The sequence below is a fragment of the Fulvivirga imtechensis AK7 genome (assembly GCF_000331535.1).
GTDB lineage: Bacteria > Bacteroidota > Bacteroidia > Cytophagales > Cyclobacteriaceae > Fulvivirga > Fulvivirga imtechensis.
This window is the reverse complement of the sequence record NZ_AMZN01000041.1, coordinates 1-15,252: the sequence shown is the minus strand read 5'-3', so window position 1 is coordinate 15,252 and position 15,252 is coordinate 1. Positions and strand designations below refer to the sequence as shown.

Genomic DNA, 15,252 nt, shown 5'->3' with positions numbered 1-15,252 from the left:
TGTTTAAAAAATTCTAAAATAAAAAAGCACAGACCTCCGCCTGTGCTTCCTATACTTAATTATAATGTTAAACTCCCTTAGGCCTCAGCTTCCACTGAAACAAAAGATCTGTTATTGCGTCCCTTCTTGAAAGTAACTATACCATCAGTCAATGCAAACAAGGTATGGTCCTTACCGATACCTACGTTTCTGCCCGGATGGTGCTTTGTTCCTCTTTGTCTTACGATGATATTCCCGGCAACAGCGTTTTGTCCACCAAAAATCTTGATGCCGAGTCGCTTACTTTCCGACTCTCTTCCGTTACGCGAACTACCGGCTCCTTTTTTATGTGCCATGGTGTTTAATTATTTTGAAATGTTTTCAATTAATACCTTAGTGAATTCTTGTCTGTGACCATTTCTCTTCTGGTAGCCTTTTCTTCTCTTCTTTTTGAAAACCACTACCTTGTCACCTTTAACATGTCCCAGGATCTTTCCTGCTACTTTGGCACCCTTTAATACTGGTGCGCCTACTTCGACCTTACCGTTATCATCAAACAACAGCACTTTGTCGAACTCTACGGAAGCGCCTTCTTCGCCCTCCATCCTAGGAGCGTATACGAATTGGTCTTTTGTTACTTTGAACTGCTTTCCGGCTATGTCAACTATTGCGTACATGTAACTATTAATATTTTTTGAAAATAGACTGCAAAGATAAATCATTTATATTAATTAACAAACACTTCTATGATTTCACTTAAGTCCTAGCATACTCTTGCAGCATATATTAACGCGAGTTCGATATAAAATGCTTCAAAACAGGGGGTCATCCAGACGGGGTGCAAAGGATCTTGTCTTTGATTGTTTCTCCTGCGCTGAACTCACATTATAATTTAAGGTGTTCCCTACTTGCAGTGAACCTTAAATGCATCAACCGCTTGCTTTGCTTGCTTCATTCGCTTGATCTGCTTGCATATTTTGTATATATTGCAAAAATCTGCGTTAAATAGCTTTCAAGATCTAAAATGAAGATAAACGTACCTGAAAAGTATGCCGATCTTTATCTCAAAGCATTGGGAGAAAGAAAGAAAGCTCTTGAAGCAAAAATTACGGATTTTAGGAGAGAAATAGAAGAAATTGATAACCATATAAGCGCACTTACCAGCCTGCCTATCTTCAATGATGCTCCCTATAGCCCTATGCAGCTAGAGGCAAAAGGATATCAGCCGGAATGGCCTTGGACACGTAAAATCACTTATTATCAAGATTTTAAGCAAAAATTATTTATTGCTTCGGAAATTGTAGACTTCATTATCGAGAAGGAACCTGCTCTTAATAAAAGCAAAGTAAGAAGCTCCATTTCAGCGGCTTTATCCAACAGGCATAAATCGGGTCACTACATAAAATTTACCGATCCGGTGACAGGTTCATCTTATTACGGCCCTTCCGACTGGTTCATAAATGAACAGGAACCCCACCTGAAACATTTGCCCGACGATCTCAAAAACAGACTTTTAGGGTCGTAAGATTCATGTAAGAAAAACGACAGCATTTCACGTATGAATAGTTGGATGAGCCGCTTGAACATGTGGAAAACTTTTTATTTTTTATCAAACCGCCTTTCCTGCGAAATATGGCCAAAGTTAAAATTAAAAACAACACGTTACTATGCTGTAAATCAGATAGTTAATATCACAATTGCACTTTATCATGAGAACGTTTTCTGAACTTTGATTTTTAACCTCGTTTATTCATATTTGTATGACCTATTGGCTGCAACCCGGCCAAAGTGCCTATCCCAAACTTCCTTGTAATTTTTGGGACAAAAATCAACAATATCGAAAGAGATTTTCAGGAAATTTTCCTCCCTCTCTTTCAAGCCGAAAGTTTTTTAATTTTAAATGTGTTAAGATGAGTGATCAAGCAACTAGTGCCGTAGAACCAATTCTTAAAGAAAACAAAAATCGCTTTGTGCTTTTTCCAATAAAGCATGATGATATCTGGCAATTTTATAAAAAAGCCGAAGCAAGTTTTTGGACCGCAGAGGAGATAGACCTGAGCCAGGATCTAAAAGATTGGAACAATATGTCTGATGGAGAAAGACACTTCATTTCACATGTTTTGGCGTTTTTTGCAGCGAGTGATGGTATTGTAAATGAAAATCTGGCGGAACACTTTGTAGCTGAGGTTCAGTACACGGAGGCCAAGTTCTTCTACGGATTTCAGATTGCTATTGAGAACATCCATTCTGAAACTTACTCTCTACTCATCGATACTTATGTAAAGGATCCCAATGAAAAAGATAAGCTTTTCAATGCGATCGAGACTATGGATTGTGTGAAGAAAAAAGCTGATTGGGCATTACGCTGGATCGATGAAGGCTCATTTCAGGAAAGATTGGTGGCATTTGCTGCTGTTGAAGGGATTTTCTTCTCTGGTAGCTTCTGTTCCATTTTCTGGTTGAAAAAGCGTGGTCTTATGCCTGGGCTGAGTTTCTCCAACGAGTTAATTTCGAGAGATGAGGGATTGCATTGCGATTTCGCCTGCTTGCTTTATAACAATCACGTGATAAACAAGTTACCTCAAGAGACGATCATTAGTATAATTAAGGATGCTGTGTCCATAGAGAAAGAATTTGTAACTGATGCACTGCCCGTAAGCCTCATTGGTATGAATGCAGACCTGATGTGTCAGTACATTGAATTTGTGGCAGACAGATTGCTGAATGAGTTGATAGGGGAGAAAGTATACGGAGCTACGAATCCGTTCGATTTTATGGAGATGATCTCTTTGCAAGGGAAAACCAACTTCTTCGAAAAGAGGGTTGGTGATTACCAAAAAGCCGGTGTGATGAAAAGTAACAAGGAGGATGATTCTCCTAAGTTTTCATTAGACGAAGATTTTTAATTTTTTAAACTTATTAATAACCCCAAAAAACCCCATGACATGCTAGTAATAAAAAGAGACGGAAGACGGGAATCCGTGAAGTTTGATAAAGTAACGGCCCGCATTGAAAAATTGTGCTATGGACTGGACATGAACTATATTGAGCCGGTGGACATAGCAAAAAAAGTGATTAATGGTATTTACGATGGTGTGACCACTGTGGAGCTGGACAATTTAGCTGCAGAAACCGCAGCGTCACTCACCACCAAGCATCCAGATTTTGCGCTACTTGCAGCAAGGATTGCGATTTCAAACCTGCATAAGGTTACCAGTAAGTCTTTCTCTAATACCATGAAAAGGCTGTACACTTATGTAGATCCAAAAACCGGGGAAAATGCACCGCTGATTTCTAAAGAAGCATATGGGGTTATCAAGAAGCATGCGGCACTACTGGACTCATCTATCATTTATGATCGTGATTTCAGCTATGACTACTTCGGGTTTAAAACACTGGAGCGTTCTTACCTGATGCGGGTGGAAGGCAAAATTGTAGAACGACCGCAACACATGCTCATGAGGGTGGCGATAGGTATTCATATGGATGACATCGATGCAGCCATAGAAACTTATAATTTATTAAGTGAAAAATGGTTTACGCATGCCACGCCTACGTTATTTAATGCCGCAACTCCTAAACCTCAGTTGTCTTCTTGCTTCCTGCTAACCATGCAGGATGATAGTATTGATGGTATTTACGACACACTGAAACAGTGTGCAAAAATATCTCAATCGGCTGGTGGTATTGGCTTAAGCATACACAACGTGCGAGCAACAGGCTCATACATCAAAGGAACGGGTGGGGTTTCCAATGGTATTGTGCCTATGCTTAGAAATTTTGATATGACGGCCCGTTATGTGGATCAGGGTGGAGGTAAAAGAAAAGGAAGTTTCGCTATTTACCTGGAACCCTGGCATGCTGATATCTTCGATTTCCTTGATCTGAAGAAAAACCATGGTAAGGAAGAGCTTCGCGCCCGGGATCTTTTCTATGCACTATGGATCCCTGATCTGTTCATGAAGCGCGTAGAGGACAATGATGTATGGTCTCTTTTCTGTCCTAACGAAGCTCCAGGTCTGGCAGATTGCTATGGAGATGAATTCGAGAAATTATATACAAAATACGAGCGAGAAGGCAAATACAGGAAACAGGTAAAAGCTCAGGACCTTTGGTTTGAAGTACTGGAGGCTCAGATCGAGACCGGTACACCGTACATGCTGTACAAAGATGCGGCTAACAAAAAGTCGAACCAGAAAAACCTGGGTACTATTAAGTCTAGTAACTTATGTACCGAGATCGTGGAATATACTGCTCCCGATGAAGTAGCAGTATGTAACCTGGCCTCAATCGCATTGCCCAAATTCGTTACCGAAGACGGTAGATTTGATCACCAAAAGCTATATGAGATCACTAAGGTGGTTACTAAAAACCTGAACAAGGTGATCGACATCAATTACTATCCGGTAAAAGAGGCGAGAAACTCAAATATGAGACACCGCCCCATTGGTATTGGAGTTCAGGGTCTTGCCGATACCTTCCTGATGCTGAAAATGCCATTTGACTCACCGGAAGCGCGTGGTCTTAACAAGCACATTCACGAAACCATCTACTTTGCAGCCATGACGGCTTCTATGGAAATTGCTACTGTAGAAGGTCCATACGAAACTTATAAAGGTTCTCCTGTCTCAAAAGGTATATTCCAGTTCGACATGTGGGGTGTAACACCCGACTCAGGTAGATGGGATTGGGAAAGTCTGAAAAAAGAGGTAAGGAAAAACGGTGTAAGAAACTCATTGTTATTGGCACCGATGCCTACAGCTTCTACTTCACAAATACTTGGAAATAATGAATGTTTTGAACCATACACTTCTAATATCTATACCCGAAGAACACTTTCAGGGGAATTTATTGTGGTGAACAAACACCTGATGAAAGACCTGATCGCACTGGGCCTTTGGGATGACAGCATGAAAAACAGGCTGATAGAAGCCAATGGCTCCGTACAAAATATACCTGAGATCCCTCAGCATATTAAAGACCTGTACAAAACAGTGTGGGAGATATCTCAGAAAGCTATTATCGACATGGCGGCTGACAGAGGTGCGTATATCTGTCAGAGCCAGAGCATGAACGTACATATCCAGGATCCGAACTTTGGAAAATTAACATCGATGCATTTCTATGCATGGAAGAAAGGTTTGAAGACCGGCATGTACTATCTAAGATCAAAAGCTGCCGCTTCGGCAATTCAATTCACGGTTGATAAGTCTGCCAAACAACAACCCGCTGCCCAGCAACAAGCAGTAACGAATGAAGAGCAAAATCGTGCAGATATGGTCTGCTCACTTGATAATCCTGATGCATGCGAAGCATGTGGAAGTTAATTTTAATGTTTAATGTCTAGTTGGTTTTAATTTGAGGACCCGGCCGTGTTGGCCGGGTTTTTTTTAAGCTATTTTCTTTACCACTAAATAAATAACTTAAAGCTTAACCTCGTATAAGATAGACTGCTTTCCGGACATCTGTGAAAGTAGCTTTAAAGACTGGGTGTTAGGAACTAAAAAATTAGGAGTTACCTGCTTCACAAATTAATGTCCTTAATCTGGTATGTCGTCTCCCAACTATCAATTGATTACTAAACTAACGTGAGTTCGATATAGTAGAACCGATTAAATTGTATTCGTATCCAAAAATAAGCTAAAAAACTTCTTTTTAAGGTCCCCGAACTTGCCTCGGGGAGGCACGAAGAATCTTACTAAGTTCAAGGATACTACCGGCAACTTAGATCTTTTCCCGAAAGCCTTAAAGCCTTCGGGATAGGATGACTGTCCTTTTTTAAGTATTTTATATCGAACTCACGTTAAACTAATAACTTGTCTTCAACTATTACCTCATCAATAATAAATTCATAGGCCTTCTCCTTAATCGCTGATTCCAAATTCGACTTAAGTATATTGTTATCACCACTTTCTGTAACAACCCTCATCAAATTAATAATCTCTTCCTGCTGGCCAAGAAAAAAACCAATGAGGTTGTTTATCACCTCTCTAAGAGCGCGTTTGCCATCAAATTGATCGAGTATGATTTTGTAAACGCCAGGGATAAGCTCCACTTTCAAGCCCTCAGCCCCGGTGATTTGAATACGAGTAGCTTGACCATAATTATTCCAGAAGTTGGCAAAATCTTCTTTTGTGAACTCCATATTCAATGAAATTTCTTCTTCCTTTCCGATAATCTGTGTCCTATCAGAAAGTCTGAATACGGTGGTCATGTAAGGAGATTCTATGTTTATGAAATCTACAATAAAGTTATCATAATATAGTTTTAGTGGTTCTGTCTCCATAATCCTTGAACTTGCAGAATGCTTAAAACTATCAACACCACCCCAGTTTATACCAGTTTCGGTTAGCCTGTTTATACGATTATAGTATTCCGGATACAACGTCCTCATATAATAATCTAGAAACATATAGGAAAATTTGCTTTTTTTATTAACACCAAAGGTGTGTACATAACTCGTCTTGTGACCGACCAAGCGGAAAGTTTTGGTATATTCCGGAATAGTCGTAACCTTAGGGAATAAATATCCAATCTTGATATGATTCTTAATAGCCAAATTATAGAATAGAAGCTGCTCATAGACACAGTTGAACAGACCAGAGTTTATCCAAAACAAATGTTCAGCGTTTTTACTTATAAAATCGAAAACGTATTTAGTATAAGTCTTAAAAAACTCTAGGTCACTTCCTCCTATTATTCCTGCATTGATAGCATAAATGTGACCTTTCGTGATGTCAACGTTTCTTAACGGTTCGGGTATATCCGTAAATTTAGCATTTATTTTTTCCATTAGTTCACCATACATGATCGGCTCATTTTCAATATTCTGAGCAATCAGTGGCTCCTCAAATAACTCAACAGGCAGGCACTCCCAGAGAAAAGCATCACCATCTATATGTACGAAAGGTTCATTTTGTAAACTATAGGTATAAATCTTTCCTATTGCCCACAAGTCGCTCCTATAGTCCTTAAGATTATCAAGTTCAGTACTTACATTAGTATAGGGTAGACCAAGTTCATCTATTAGTAAAAATTTACCACGCTCATCCGTGAACAATTCCACATCATTGTAGTGCTTTCTGAGTTGCAAACAGCTAAAAGCCCAGCTAAGGTAATTATATTTTTCCGAAGGCCATCCACCTTTCAACCTATGCTCTTCAGCAGAAGACTGTTCATCAAAGAAAGGTTTACTCCAGAAGCTCTGGATAATTTTATGGTTCATTTGTGTCTTTAGTTTACGTTTAGCGGGTTAGTATTTGGGATTTATAATGAATGAAATTACGTGGTAAGAAAGATTCAAAATGTTGTTGATTATTTGGGGGAGCCCGATAATGGCTTAAGTATGCCTTATATCAGTTGAAGCAGGATTATGGCATTTTTTCCTCCTGCTTCAACTGAGTGAGTCTTAAGAGTTAAAATTAATTTTTTACTTCATAAACAAATTGATTATCAAAAGTAATCCCACTTTGCTTCAGCAAGTGCCTATACTTTTGAGCAATACTATCGGGCTGTTGCTTACCATTGATTTTCAGCAATCCGTCAATAAATTCTAATCTAACCTGATCCTTGTCCTCTATCAGGTCATCTCGCATCAGCTCGGTCAGAATATCATTATTTATTCCTTCTGGGAATTTTTCAAATTCTGGTGGAGAGATATTGGCTTTATCCTCATGTGAGTCCATCCCGTTTCTATCAGCTTTAGCGTTTACAACAGCTTCAGGTTCCGGTGCAACAGGCGGTTCGACCATCATTTTATCTTCATTTTCCTGATTCTTTCCCCAGGTTTGATATATAAAGAATTTCTGGTTTCCCCCAAGTCTTTCAACAGCATAAAATGTATGCTTATTTTCGTCCGGAACAAATCGGAACTCACCGTTTTCCTCGTGTCCTATCTCAAGGTCTTTAAGCTGCGGGTCATTCTTGAGTTCGTCCATATTGGTGTAGACTTTATTGACGATTCGACCGTTTTTGCCTTTGATATGCACTTTGTACTTGTCATCTTCTTGTGCCATAGTCGTGGTAGTTAAAATTAGTCCGATAAAAATTGTGAATAAGAGCTTTTCCATTGTAATAAAATTTAAGGTTAGGATTTTTTCTACATAACCAACATATTTACAAAAAGTCACACCCCTTTCGTTATTTATTTGCCTGAGGTAGTGATGTTGAGATAGTATTCATTCCAGCTTCAATATCGTCATATACATCCTTACTTAATATAGTATAGTGATCTTCTTCGGGAAAGTATTTTACTGAGATATTGAACAACTTGCTGCTGGTTTCATGAAACATTTTTACTGAATGGTCAAGATAATAGGTATCACGGTCACCTACGTAAATATGAATCTTATTATTCAACCGCTTCAAAACATCTTTCGGAAAGCTGTTCAACAATTGCGTTATGTCGTATTTGGCCCAGGCAGCAGCAACCGCAGAGTCAATTTTCCCTGTTTCCCTATTCCAAAGACGCAGCGGTTTGCCATCTTCTCCACGTGGGCTAAAAACTGCTTCGAAGGAGCCGTATTGCTCACCATCACCAATGGCCAGCTCCCGGTCCGAAAGTAACTTATACGAAGGTTTATTTTCTACTGGCAATCGTTCCAAAACTCTCAGGTTTCCATGTTCATCGGTAAAAGCGTTGGATCCTTCTCTGTAAATATTAATCCCGAAAAAACTTCTGAAGTCAAGAGGATCTGGTGCGGTTGCCCAAGCTCCTCCAAAGTATTCAGGATAATTTACCATTAACCAGATACTGCTCCAGCCCCCTGAAGAATGGCCAAACAGGAATCGAGCTTCTGGGGATGCATGCATTCTGTACTTACTCTCCAGGTATGGTATTAGTTCTTCAATGAGCGAGTTGGCCCGGGGGCCGTTATTTTCAGAATTTGCAAAAACATGATGCCCCAATGCTGACTCGGGATTAAGTACGACATATATTTTTTGCTGTTTACAATGCTCTATAATACCATCCTGAATCCATCCCAGTTGGTCATTGTAGTGTGTGCCTCCGAATCCTGGAATGACATAAACTGTAGGATATGATATATTACTTGTGTGATAGGATTGAGGCAATATTACCGCCACCTCCATGAATGTCGGCCGATTATAAAACTTTGATAATATTGCACTATTAACTTTTACCCCTTCCAGATTCTCTGAGTTTATAAATTCCTTAGGGGGAAACTTGTTGCCTATACTTATTTGTATCCGATTGTCATCATCTGAAATTTTTGTAATGACTTTATCGCTATACAGGTTACCACTGGCAAAAACAAAGGACCTTTCAATTGTATTAATATCAACCACTGCTTGTATAGCATAATATCCCCTAGGTATTGCTGTTAACGAGGTAGGTAACGCAAGCTGTGACTCGTCAATAATTATAGGATTAGAAGTATTCCAATTACTTACCTTTCTTACCAAAAATGGCTCAGGGGCGATGAAATCAGGACCATAAATTGGCATACTCGTTGTGTCTCTGGTCATCATTACATAAACGTTGCCCGTTAATGGGCCGCTGCTCAAATTTTGATCAATTGTTATATTAAATTGCGTGCTCTGAGCATTCAAAACACGCTGATAGCAAATACTCAAGCATATCAATGCCATTAATATCAATTTTTTATTCATAACTTTATTTTTTAGGTCAACTAGTAATTTCTTTATTAAGAATGGTCATGGGCTGGATTAGTCGCTATCATTCATATTGCAATAATAAATGATGACAGTAAAACTACCGGGTAAATCCAATTATTGACTAAGTTAATCCGAGCTCAGTCAGCTTATCTTTATAATGTTTGCTTACGTAGTCTGTAATCATCTCTGCGGTAAATTCAGAGCATGGCGAGCATCTGTAGTATGGGCTCATTAATTTTTGTATAGTTTTTTTATTGGACTGATCATGGCTGACATAAATTGCATCCACTAGTGATTGTCCCCACCAATCCCATTCATTCACTTCAAAGCCATCCACAGGTGTCCCAAAATAGGTTAGCATCAGGGGCACATCTTGGAAATCAACATTATTCCGAAGAAAGGTGTTATAAATTCCTGAAGCGCAATGCAATAACCCTGTACATGGTCCGAATATTAGTTTTGTAAAATCACTAGCCAAGAGTGTAATGTTTTCCCTCAATGAAGGATTTTTAACAAATATAAATTTCTCCGAAACATCCTGTTGAAGCCATTCGCTGTAGAATTTTTCCCTGCCTAGGCCACTTTCATCAAAGATGAGGATCCTGGTGTTATTCATGTTCAGAAAATATTTAACAACTTCAAAATACACATCTGTATTAATAAGTTTCTCTCTTCCCGAACTGTTATCAAGTAGTACTACAACCTTGTCCTGCTTAGAACATCCCGCATCTTGAAACCACTTCTCAGCCCAATCTTTCTCCTCTTTGGATATATAAAGTTCCTGGCCGGAATTGTCATTTCGCCTCTGAATGTACTTCATGAAATCATAGTAATATGGGAATATAGAATTGACATTGTACACAGAATAGATTGTAAATGAAGACCGATGTTCTTTATGAACACCCTGACGGTTTTGCTTAAAGTACTCATAGTACTCCGGCTCTTTATCTGAAAAAATGAGTGCTATATCATAATACTCAAAATCAACCTGTTGCCGGTCAAAAAACACTTTGTCTATAAATGGATTATTTTTAAGGATAGCATAGTGTGTTTCATTCGTACACAGATCTACTGAGGCATTTTCTAGAAATGATTTTAGCATTTTGAGCTTTCCAAAGGCTACCACTGAGTCTCCTATCCCAAAATCTCCCAGATCAACCACCAGGATAACTTTTGCAATGGTGTCAGATTTCTTGTGTCCAGAACGAGATGATTTTAATTCTAAATCAGTTTGATACATAATAATTTAAGATTTAAAAGTCCGCCTCAAAAAGGGATATTCTAAAAGCGTATGGGCTGATCTATTTCCTCAACCTACTTCGGTCTCCAAAACATGTTTATTATACAGTAATTCTTTCTCACCGAACAGTCGTTCCGCAATAATACCCTTTGCACCACATTGTTCTATTAACTGGTTTGACTGGAGTATAGGATTAGATTCATCTGTATATTTTACGCTACTAATAAACTCTACCCAGGGTTCCTGGCCCATAGCATAAACATAGGTTTCCTTCGGGCTAAATATGTCAACAAGTGACATCCCCTTCGTACAATCCGAGCCTGCGAGCCTCCTACTGCTATCCATGTCTCGTGGTAGTTCTTCAGTAAGAAGTGGGCCATAGAGCCACGTGAGCGGAGCACCGTCACACTCCATCCCTAGAAATATAACATCTACATCTCCTGTGGATTTATGCACATGTCGATAGAGTTCAGGTTCCATAACTCTTGAATCAGCCGCAAATATCAATGAAAACTCCCCGATCTTGACATGAAAGCATACCTTAGCCTGAATGTTCAAGTCGCTGTGTTCACCTGTAAACGGCAATCCTGTAACTCGGCAGTCTTCGAATTCAATAGTTTCCATATCATCTATTTCAATGATGTTATTAAAGCCCATGGCGTTAAACATTAGCTTTAGATTTGGATCCTGAAGAGAGCCTGTTCTGGTGCACGGTACAATTATGTTCTTTACTTTATGTCTTAATGGCAGTAGAGTTTCAAACAATATATGATCTTGGTGATTATGTGTAATGAGAATATAATCAATTTCATCGGGTAGATCCATGTCTGAAAAATGCGCAACATCAGAGTGGTATCCATAGTAGCTTATCAGAGGGTCAACCAATATACTCAGGTCTTTGGTCTCAATAAGTATACATGCATGGCCAAAATATCTCATTCTGATCTTATCACCATTATATTTGTCATAGGTGGGAGGCGCCTGTTCTGTAAAGAAACTTTCAAAAAGCACTTCATCCTTTTCTTCTATACCTAAAAGAGACTTTACATGCTCCAGGGATTTGGGGTTCCTCTTCATACGACACAATTCGTCTATTCCTTCATGATTAAAAGGAATATTGAGGTGCACCATGTAATCCTCGTTGAGCCGGGGTGTGCTCAGGCAGAAAGGTCTATGATCATTATTGGTTTGCCAAAGTGCAATACTCTGTGACTCTGGTTTATAATACTTACTTTGATATAACAGCGGCTCAAAAAATCGAAATGAAGGGTTATTATCAAGATCATAAACAAGTTCAACATAACCCTTTAATATATTAGGCACTTTTTCATACAGACTTTCAAGAGCATATCCTTTAGCATTACTCTTAAGCATCCTGTTTAATACATGGACAGCCTCAGAAAACTCAATCATATCAGCCTGTTTTTCAAGCGTCTGGTCGCGAAGTTGCTTCACTTCATCCACCCTTTTTCCTCCAAAATCCATAAACGGCCCACCAAGCATTTTAGGATTCTTTACAGCAGCAGCATGAATCTGTGGCGCTTGTATATAAGAATTCATAATCTTAAGATGCCTACCTGTTATATTCATGGAGGCAGTAGCTGGTGAAATTAAATGCGCCCAGGCATACCATCTGTCAAATAATGGTTCAAGAACTACATTCGGTTTAAGGTAGAATAATTTGTTACTCATAGTTTCTGTAATTGATTACTGATTTTCCTTGCTATTACTTTTATTATTTGAAAACCAAACTGGTTAATAAAGAAATGATCTCCTGGCATCTGAATAATATCAATACTCCTCGTTGTTTCTTTCTGCCATTCCCTCATTTCCGATTGGGTAACCTTTTCGCTCATTCCAAACATGAGTGTTAAGGGAATATCAAAGGGAGTAGTTTGCTGATACTCAAAAGACTCAACAGCCTGAAAGTCCGCCTTGATGATAGGTTCAAAAAAGTCTAATATATCTCCATTGTTAAGGATTTCTTCCGGGCAACCTCCAAGCTCTTTTAACTTTTTAATGAAATCTTCTTTTGATAACAGATGTAAATAACTTTTATCACGTGTTGATGGGGCCGTACATCCTGTGATAAACATATGGAGTGGCTCTGATGAAAAATTTTTAATGATCAATTTGGCTGTAAGATATGCCAGCAGCCCCCCCATGCTATGTCCGTAAAGTATATATGGTTTATCAAGTTTATTTTTGATAGAGAAAAAAACATCTTCAGCCAGATCATATATGTTGGTAAGCAGTGCCTCATCAGCCCTTGAACCTCTGCCTGGAAGTTCAACCGGAATAACTTCAACGAATTCAGGAGCGAACCTTTCGTATTCTCCAAAGGAATATTTATTACCTCCGGCAAATGGCAGGCAAAACATTTGTATTTGTTCCATTACAGATTAAAATTTGGTAGCGAGCTATAATCTCATATTACATTCAAAGCCTTGGGGCGTGTGGTGATTCCTGCTACTCATTACACTAATTAATTATAGACAGCCCGCAAACAGACACTAGCTTGTTAATACTTCAGTTTTCATCAGGGTATCGCTTGTAACTTTACCATAATCAAATTTTATTACCCTATCAGCACAATGGAAATACTCATCGTCATGTGTAACAGCTATAACCGTCTTTCCCATTTTCTTTAATTCCTGCAATAAGTCCTGATAAAAATATGCTCTAAATTGAGGATCTTGCTCGGCCGCCCATTCATCCAGCACCAGCAAAGATTTGTTTGCCATCAGTTCATAAATTAAGGCTAAACGTTTCTGCTGACCTTTAGACAGTTTATTTTCTATAATTCCTTTGCTCTCCTCAATCTTCAGAACCCTTTCGAGTCTCATCATTTTAATAAATCGGTTGAGCGATAGCTTCAATGCGTTTAAATCGAAGCCATCATAATTTTCATTAAACAGATGATGGTCTGTAAAAATGGCAGACGTACCATTCCTGAATTTTGCATAATCACTATTGTTGATCTCATATCCATCAAGAAGAATCCTTCCACTTTCTGGTTTATATAGCCCTGTTAGAATATTGATAAAAGTACTTTTGCCAGCACCATTACCTCCTGTTATAAAAACGATTTCTCCTTTAACGAAAGTTAAGTTCAAAGGACCAATAGTAAAGGCTTTATTCTGATCATCCACATACTTGTACACTACTTCTTCAAATGTAATTTCATTGTAATCAATGCATTGATCTCCCTCTGACTTATACGTGTCATACTCATAGTCCAATTCACTTTCCAGCTTATATATTCTTTCCAGAGCTATCTTTACACTAGTATAAAAAGGTAGAAACATGATCAGGTTAGCAACCGGTGCCATCATAAAGAGCACCACCATAATAAATACTGATACCAGACTGTTCTCAAAAGAGGAAAACGTGGGAAGGACAAACATTATAGCTCCCAAAACCACATACCAACTATAAGTACCTGTCAGTTCATTATCTACATATTTTTGGGATGCCTTTATGCTTATATTCTTTCCTTTTAGACGGTTTGAAGAAAGAAATTTTTCAAAAATATTCCTGCTCCTGGAGGTGCTCATTTTCATTTGCTTAAACCCATAAAGCAGCTCTTTTAAGTAACTGTAGTATTCATCATGAAGATCCCTCACAACATTCAATTCCTTTTCGATACTGTTATTTCTAAGCACATAATAGGTCAAAAGAGCAGCCATAACGAACAGAATACACAAACCACCGATTGGTGATATCCACAATAAATAGCCAATGCCACACAAAATAATTATAGATGAATTGATCAAGTTGATGAATGCGTCAGGTAGTCGTCCGAGCATTCTTGTATCGCTTATCGCAGTATAGATGCGCTGTGAACCCAGCTTTTCAAAGGTTTCATAGGTAGTTTGTCTTACCTTATTTACAATTGACAACTCTATGTCAAAAAGAATATCATTAGAGATCGTCACCATATAGTTCTGGAATAGTTTACTACAGAGAAATGAAATGGCAATTAATCCAAGAAATATCTGCCAGTCATATTCGGGGAAGTAATCAAGAGGTTCTCCGCTCACTGTCCGGTTGATAAACACCAAAATAGAACTGTAAATCACACTACTGATCACCCCGAGCATAATTATGGAGAAGTAGAACAGTTTGGATTGCTTTTGAAAAATTTTGAAAAGGTTCATTATACTAATTGATTTAGAATTGGTGATACAACACTGCTAGAACTCAATGGCATTTTATTCAAGCGATTCATTTTGACCTTGCTCTTTTGAAATTTGCATTGTTAGCTTTCGGATAGTTGGGTGTTTAAAAATCTCCTTTATGGATATCTTTATGTCCAGCTTGTCAAAAATCAAGGTCGTTAGACTTGTTGCTTTTAAAGAATGTCCTCCCAAGGCAAAGAAATCATCATCGATACC

The 15,252-nt window shown here is 38.6% G+C and carries 13 protein-coding genes; 3 read left to right on the top strand and 10 right to left on the bottom strand.

Features of this window, described 5'->3' with window-relative positions:
- Positions 1-77: 77 nt before the first annotated feature.
- Together rpmA and rplU are read right to left on the bottom strand one after the other, a co-directional pair.
- Positions 78-335, bottom strand: a complete 258-nt coding sequence (gene rpmA / locus C900_RS11885; RefSeq protein ID WP_009580124.1) for a 50S ribosomal protein L27 — start codon at positions 333-335, stop codon at positions 78-80.
- 9 nt (positions 336-344) lie between these two features.
- Positions 345-656 (bottom strand): 50S ribosomal protein L21, encoded by a 312-nt coding sequence (rplU, locus tag C900_RS11880; protein ID WP_009580123.1) that lies wholly within the window; start codon positions 654-656, stop codon positions 345-347.
- Positions 657-1,003: 347 nt separating this feature from the next.
- Between rplU and C900_RS11875 the strand changes: the two genes are divergently transcribed.
- From C900_RS11875 to C900_RS11865, 3 genes are all read left to right on the top strand, one after another.
- Positions 1,004-1,504 carry a hypothetical protein gene (locus tag C900_RS11875; RefSeq protein ID WP_009580122.1) on the top strand — a complete coding sequence of 167 codons (501 nt, stop codon included), beginning with the start codon at positions 1,004-1,006 and terminating at the stop codon, positions 1,502-1,504.
- A gap of 385 nt (positions 1,505-1,889) precedes the next feature.
- On the top strand, positions 1,890-2,885 hold the full coding sequence (locus C900_RS11870; protein WP_009580120.1) for a ribonucleoside-diphosphate reductase small subunit: 996 nt from the start codon (positions 1,890-1,892) through the stop codon (positions 2,883-2,885).
- A gap of 39 nt (positions 2,886-2,924) precedes the next feature.
- Positions 2,925-5,306 (top strand): ribonucleoside-diphosphate reductase subunit alpha, encoded by a 2,382-nt coding sequence (locus tag C900_RS11865; RefSeq protein ID WP_040496628.1) that lies wholly within the window; start codon positions 2,925-2,927, stop codon positions 5,304-5,306.
- A gap of 476 nt (positions 5,307-5,782) precedes the next feature.
- Here the strand turns inward: C900_RS11865 and C900_RS28380 are convergent, their stop codons facing one another.
- The 8 genes from C900_RS28380 to C900_RS11825 all read right to left on the bottom strand — a co-directional run.
- The gene (locus tag C900_RS28380; RefSeq protein ID WP_009580118.1) at positions 5,783-7,204 is read right to left on the bottom strand and encodes a DUF6734 family protein; all 1,422 of its coding nucleotides are present in this window, start codon (positions 7,202-7,204) and stop codon (positions 5,783-5,785) included.
- Positions 7,205-7,400: 196 nt separating this feature from the next.
- Complete coding sequence (locus C900_RS11855; protein WP_009580117.1) at positions 7,401-7,994, bottom strand: hypothetical protein; 594 nt, start codon at positions 7,992-7,994, stop codon at positions 7,401-7,403.
- Between the two features lie 124 nt (positions 7,995-8,118).
- Positions 8,119-9,609 carry an alpha/beta hydrolase gene (locus tag C900_RS11850; RefSeq protein ID WP_009580116.1) on the bottom strand — a complete coding sequence of 497 codons (1,491 nt, stop codon included), beginning with the start codon at positions 9,607-9,609 and terminating at the stop codon, positions 8,119-8,121.
- Between the two features lie 127 nt (positions 9,610-9,736).
- Entirely contained in the window at positions 9,737-10,855 is a 1,119-nt protein-coding gene (locus C900_RS11845) for a glycosyltransferase family 9 protein (protein ID WP_009580115.1), read from the bottom strand.
- A gap of 69 nt (positions 10,856-10,924) precedes the next feature.
- On the bottom strand, positions 10,925-12,547 hold the full coding sequence (locus tag C900_RS11840) for an MBL fold metallo-hydrolase (protein ID WP_040496626.1): 1,623 nt from the start codon (positions 12,545-12,547) through the stop codon (positions 10,925-10,927).
- Positions 12,544-13,251, bottom strand: coding sequence for a thioesterase II family protein (locus C900_RS11835; protein ID WP_040496625.1), 708 nt, complete (start codon positions 13,249-13,251; stop codon positions 12,544-12,546). The genes C900_RS11840 and C900_RS11835 overlap by 4 nt, the downstream gene beginning before the upstream one ends.
- A 117-nt stretch (positions 13,252-13,368) precedes the next feature.
- Entirely contained in the window at positions 13,369-15,015 is a 1,647-nt protein-coding gene (locus C900_RS11830) for a cyclic peptide export ABC transporter (protein ID WP_083867483.1), read from the bottom strand.
- A 54-nt stretch (positions 15,016-15,069) separates the two neighbouring features.
- The coding region (locus tag C900_RS11825; RefSeq protein WP_040496624.1) for a phosphopantetheine-binding protein at positions 15,070-15,252 on the bottom strand (183 nt) is incomplete at its 5' end.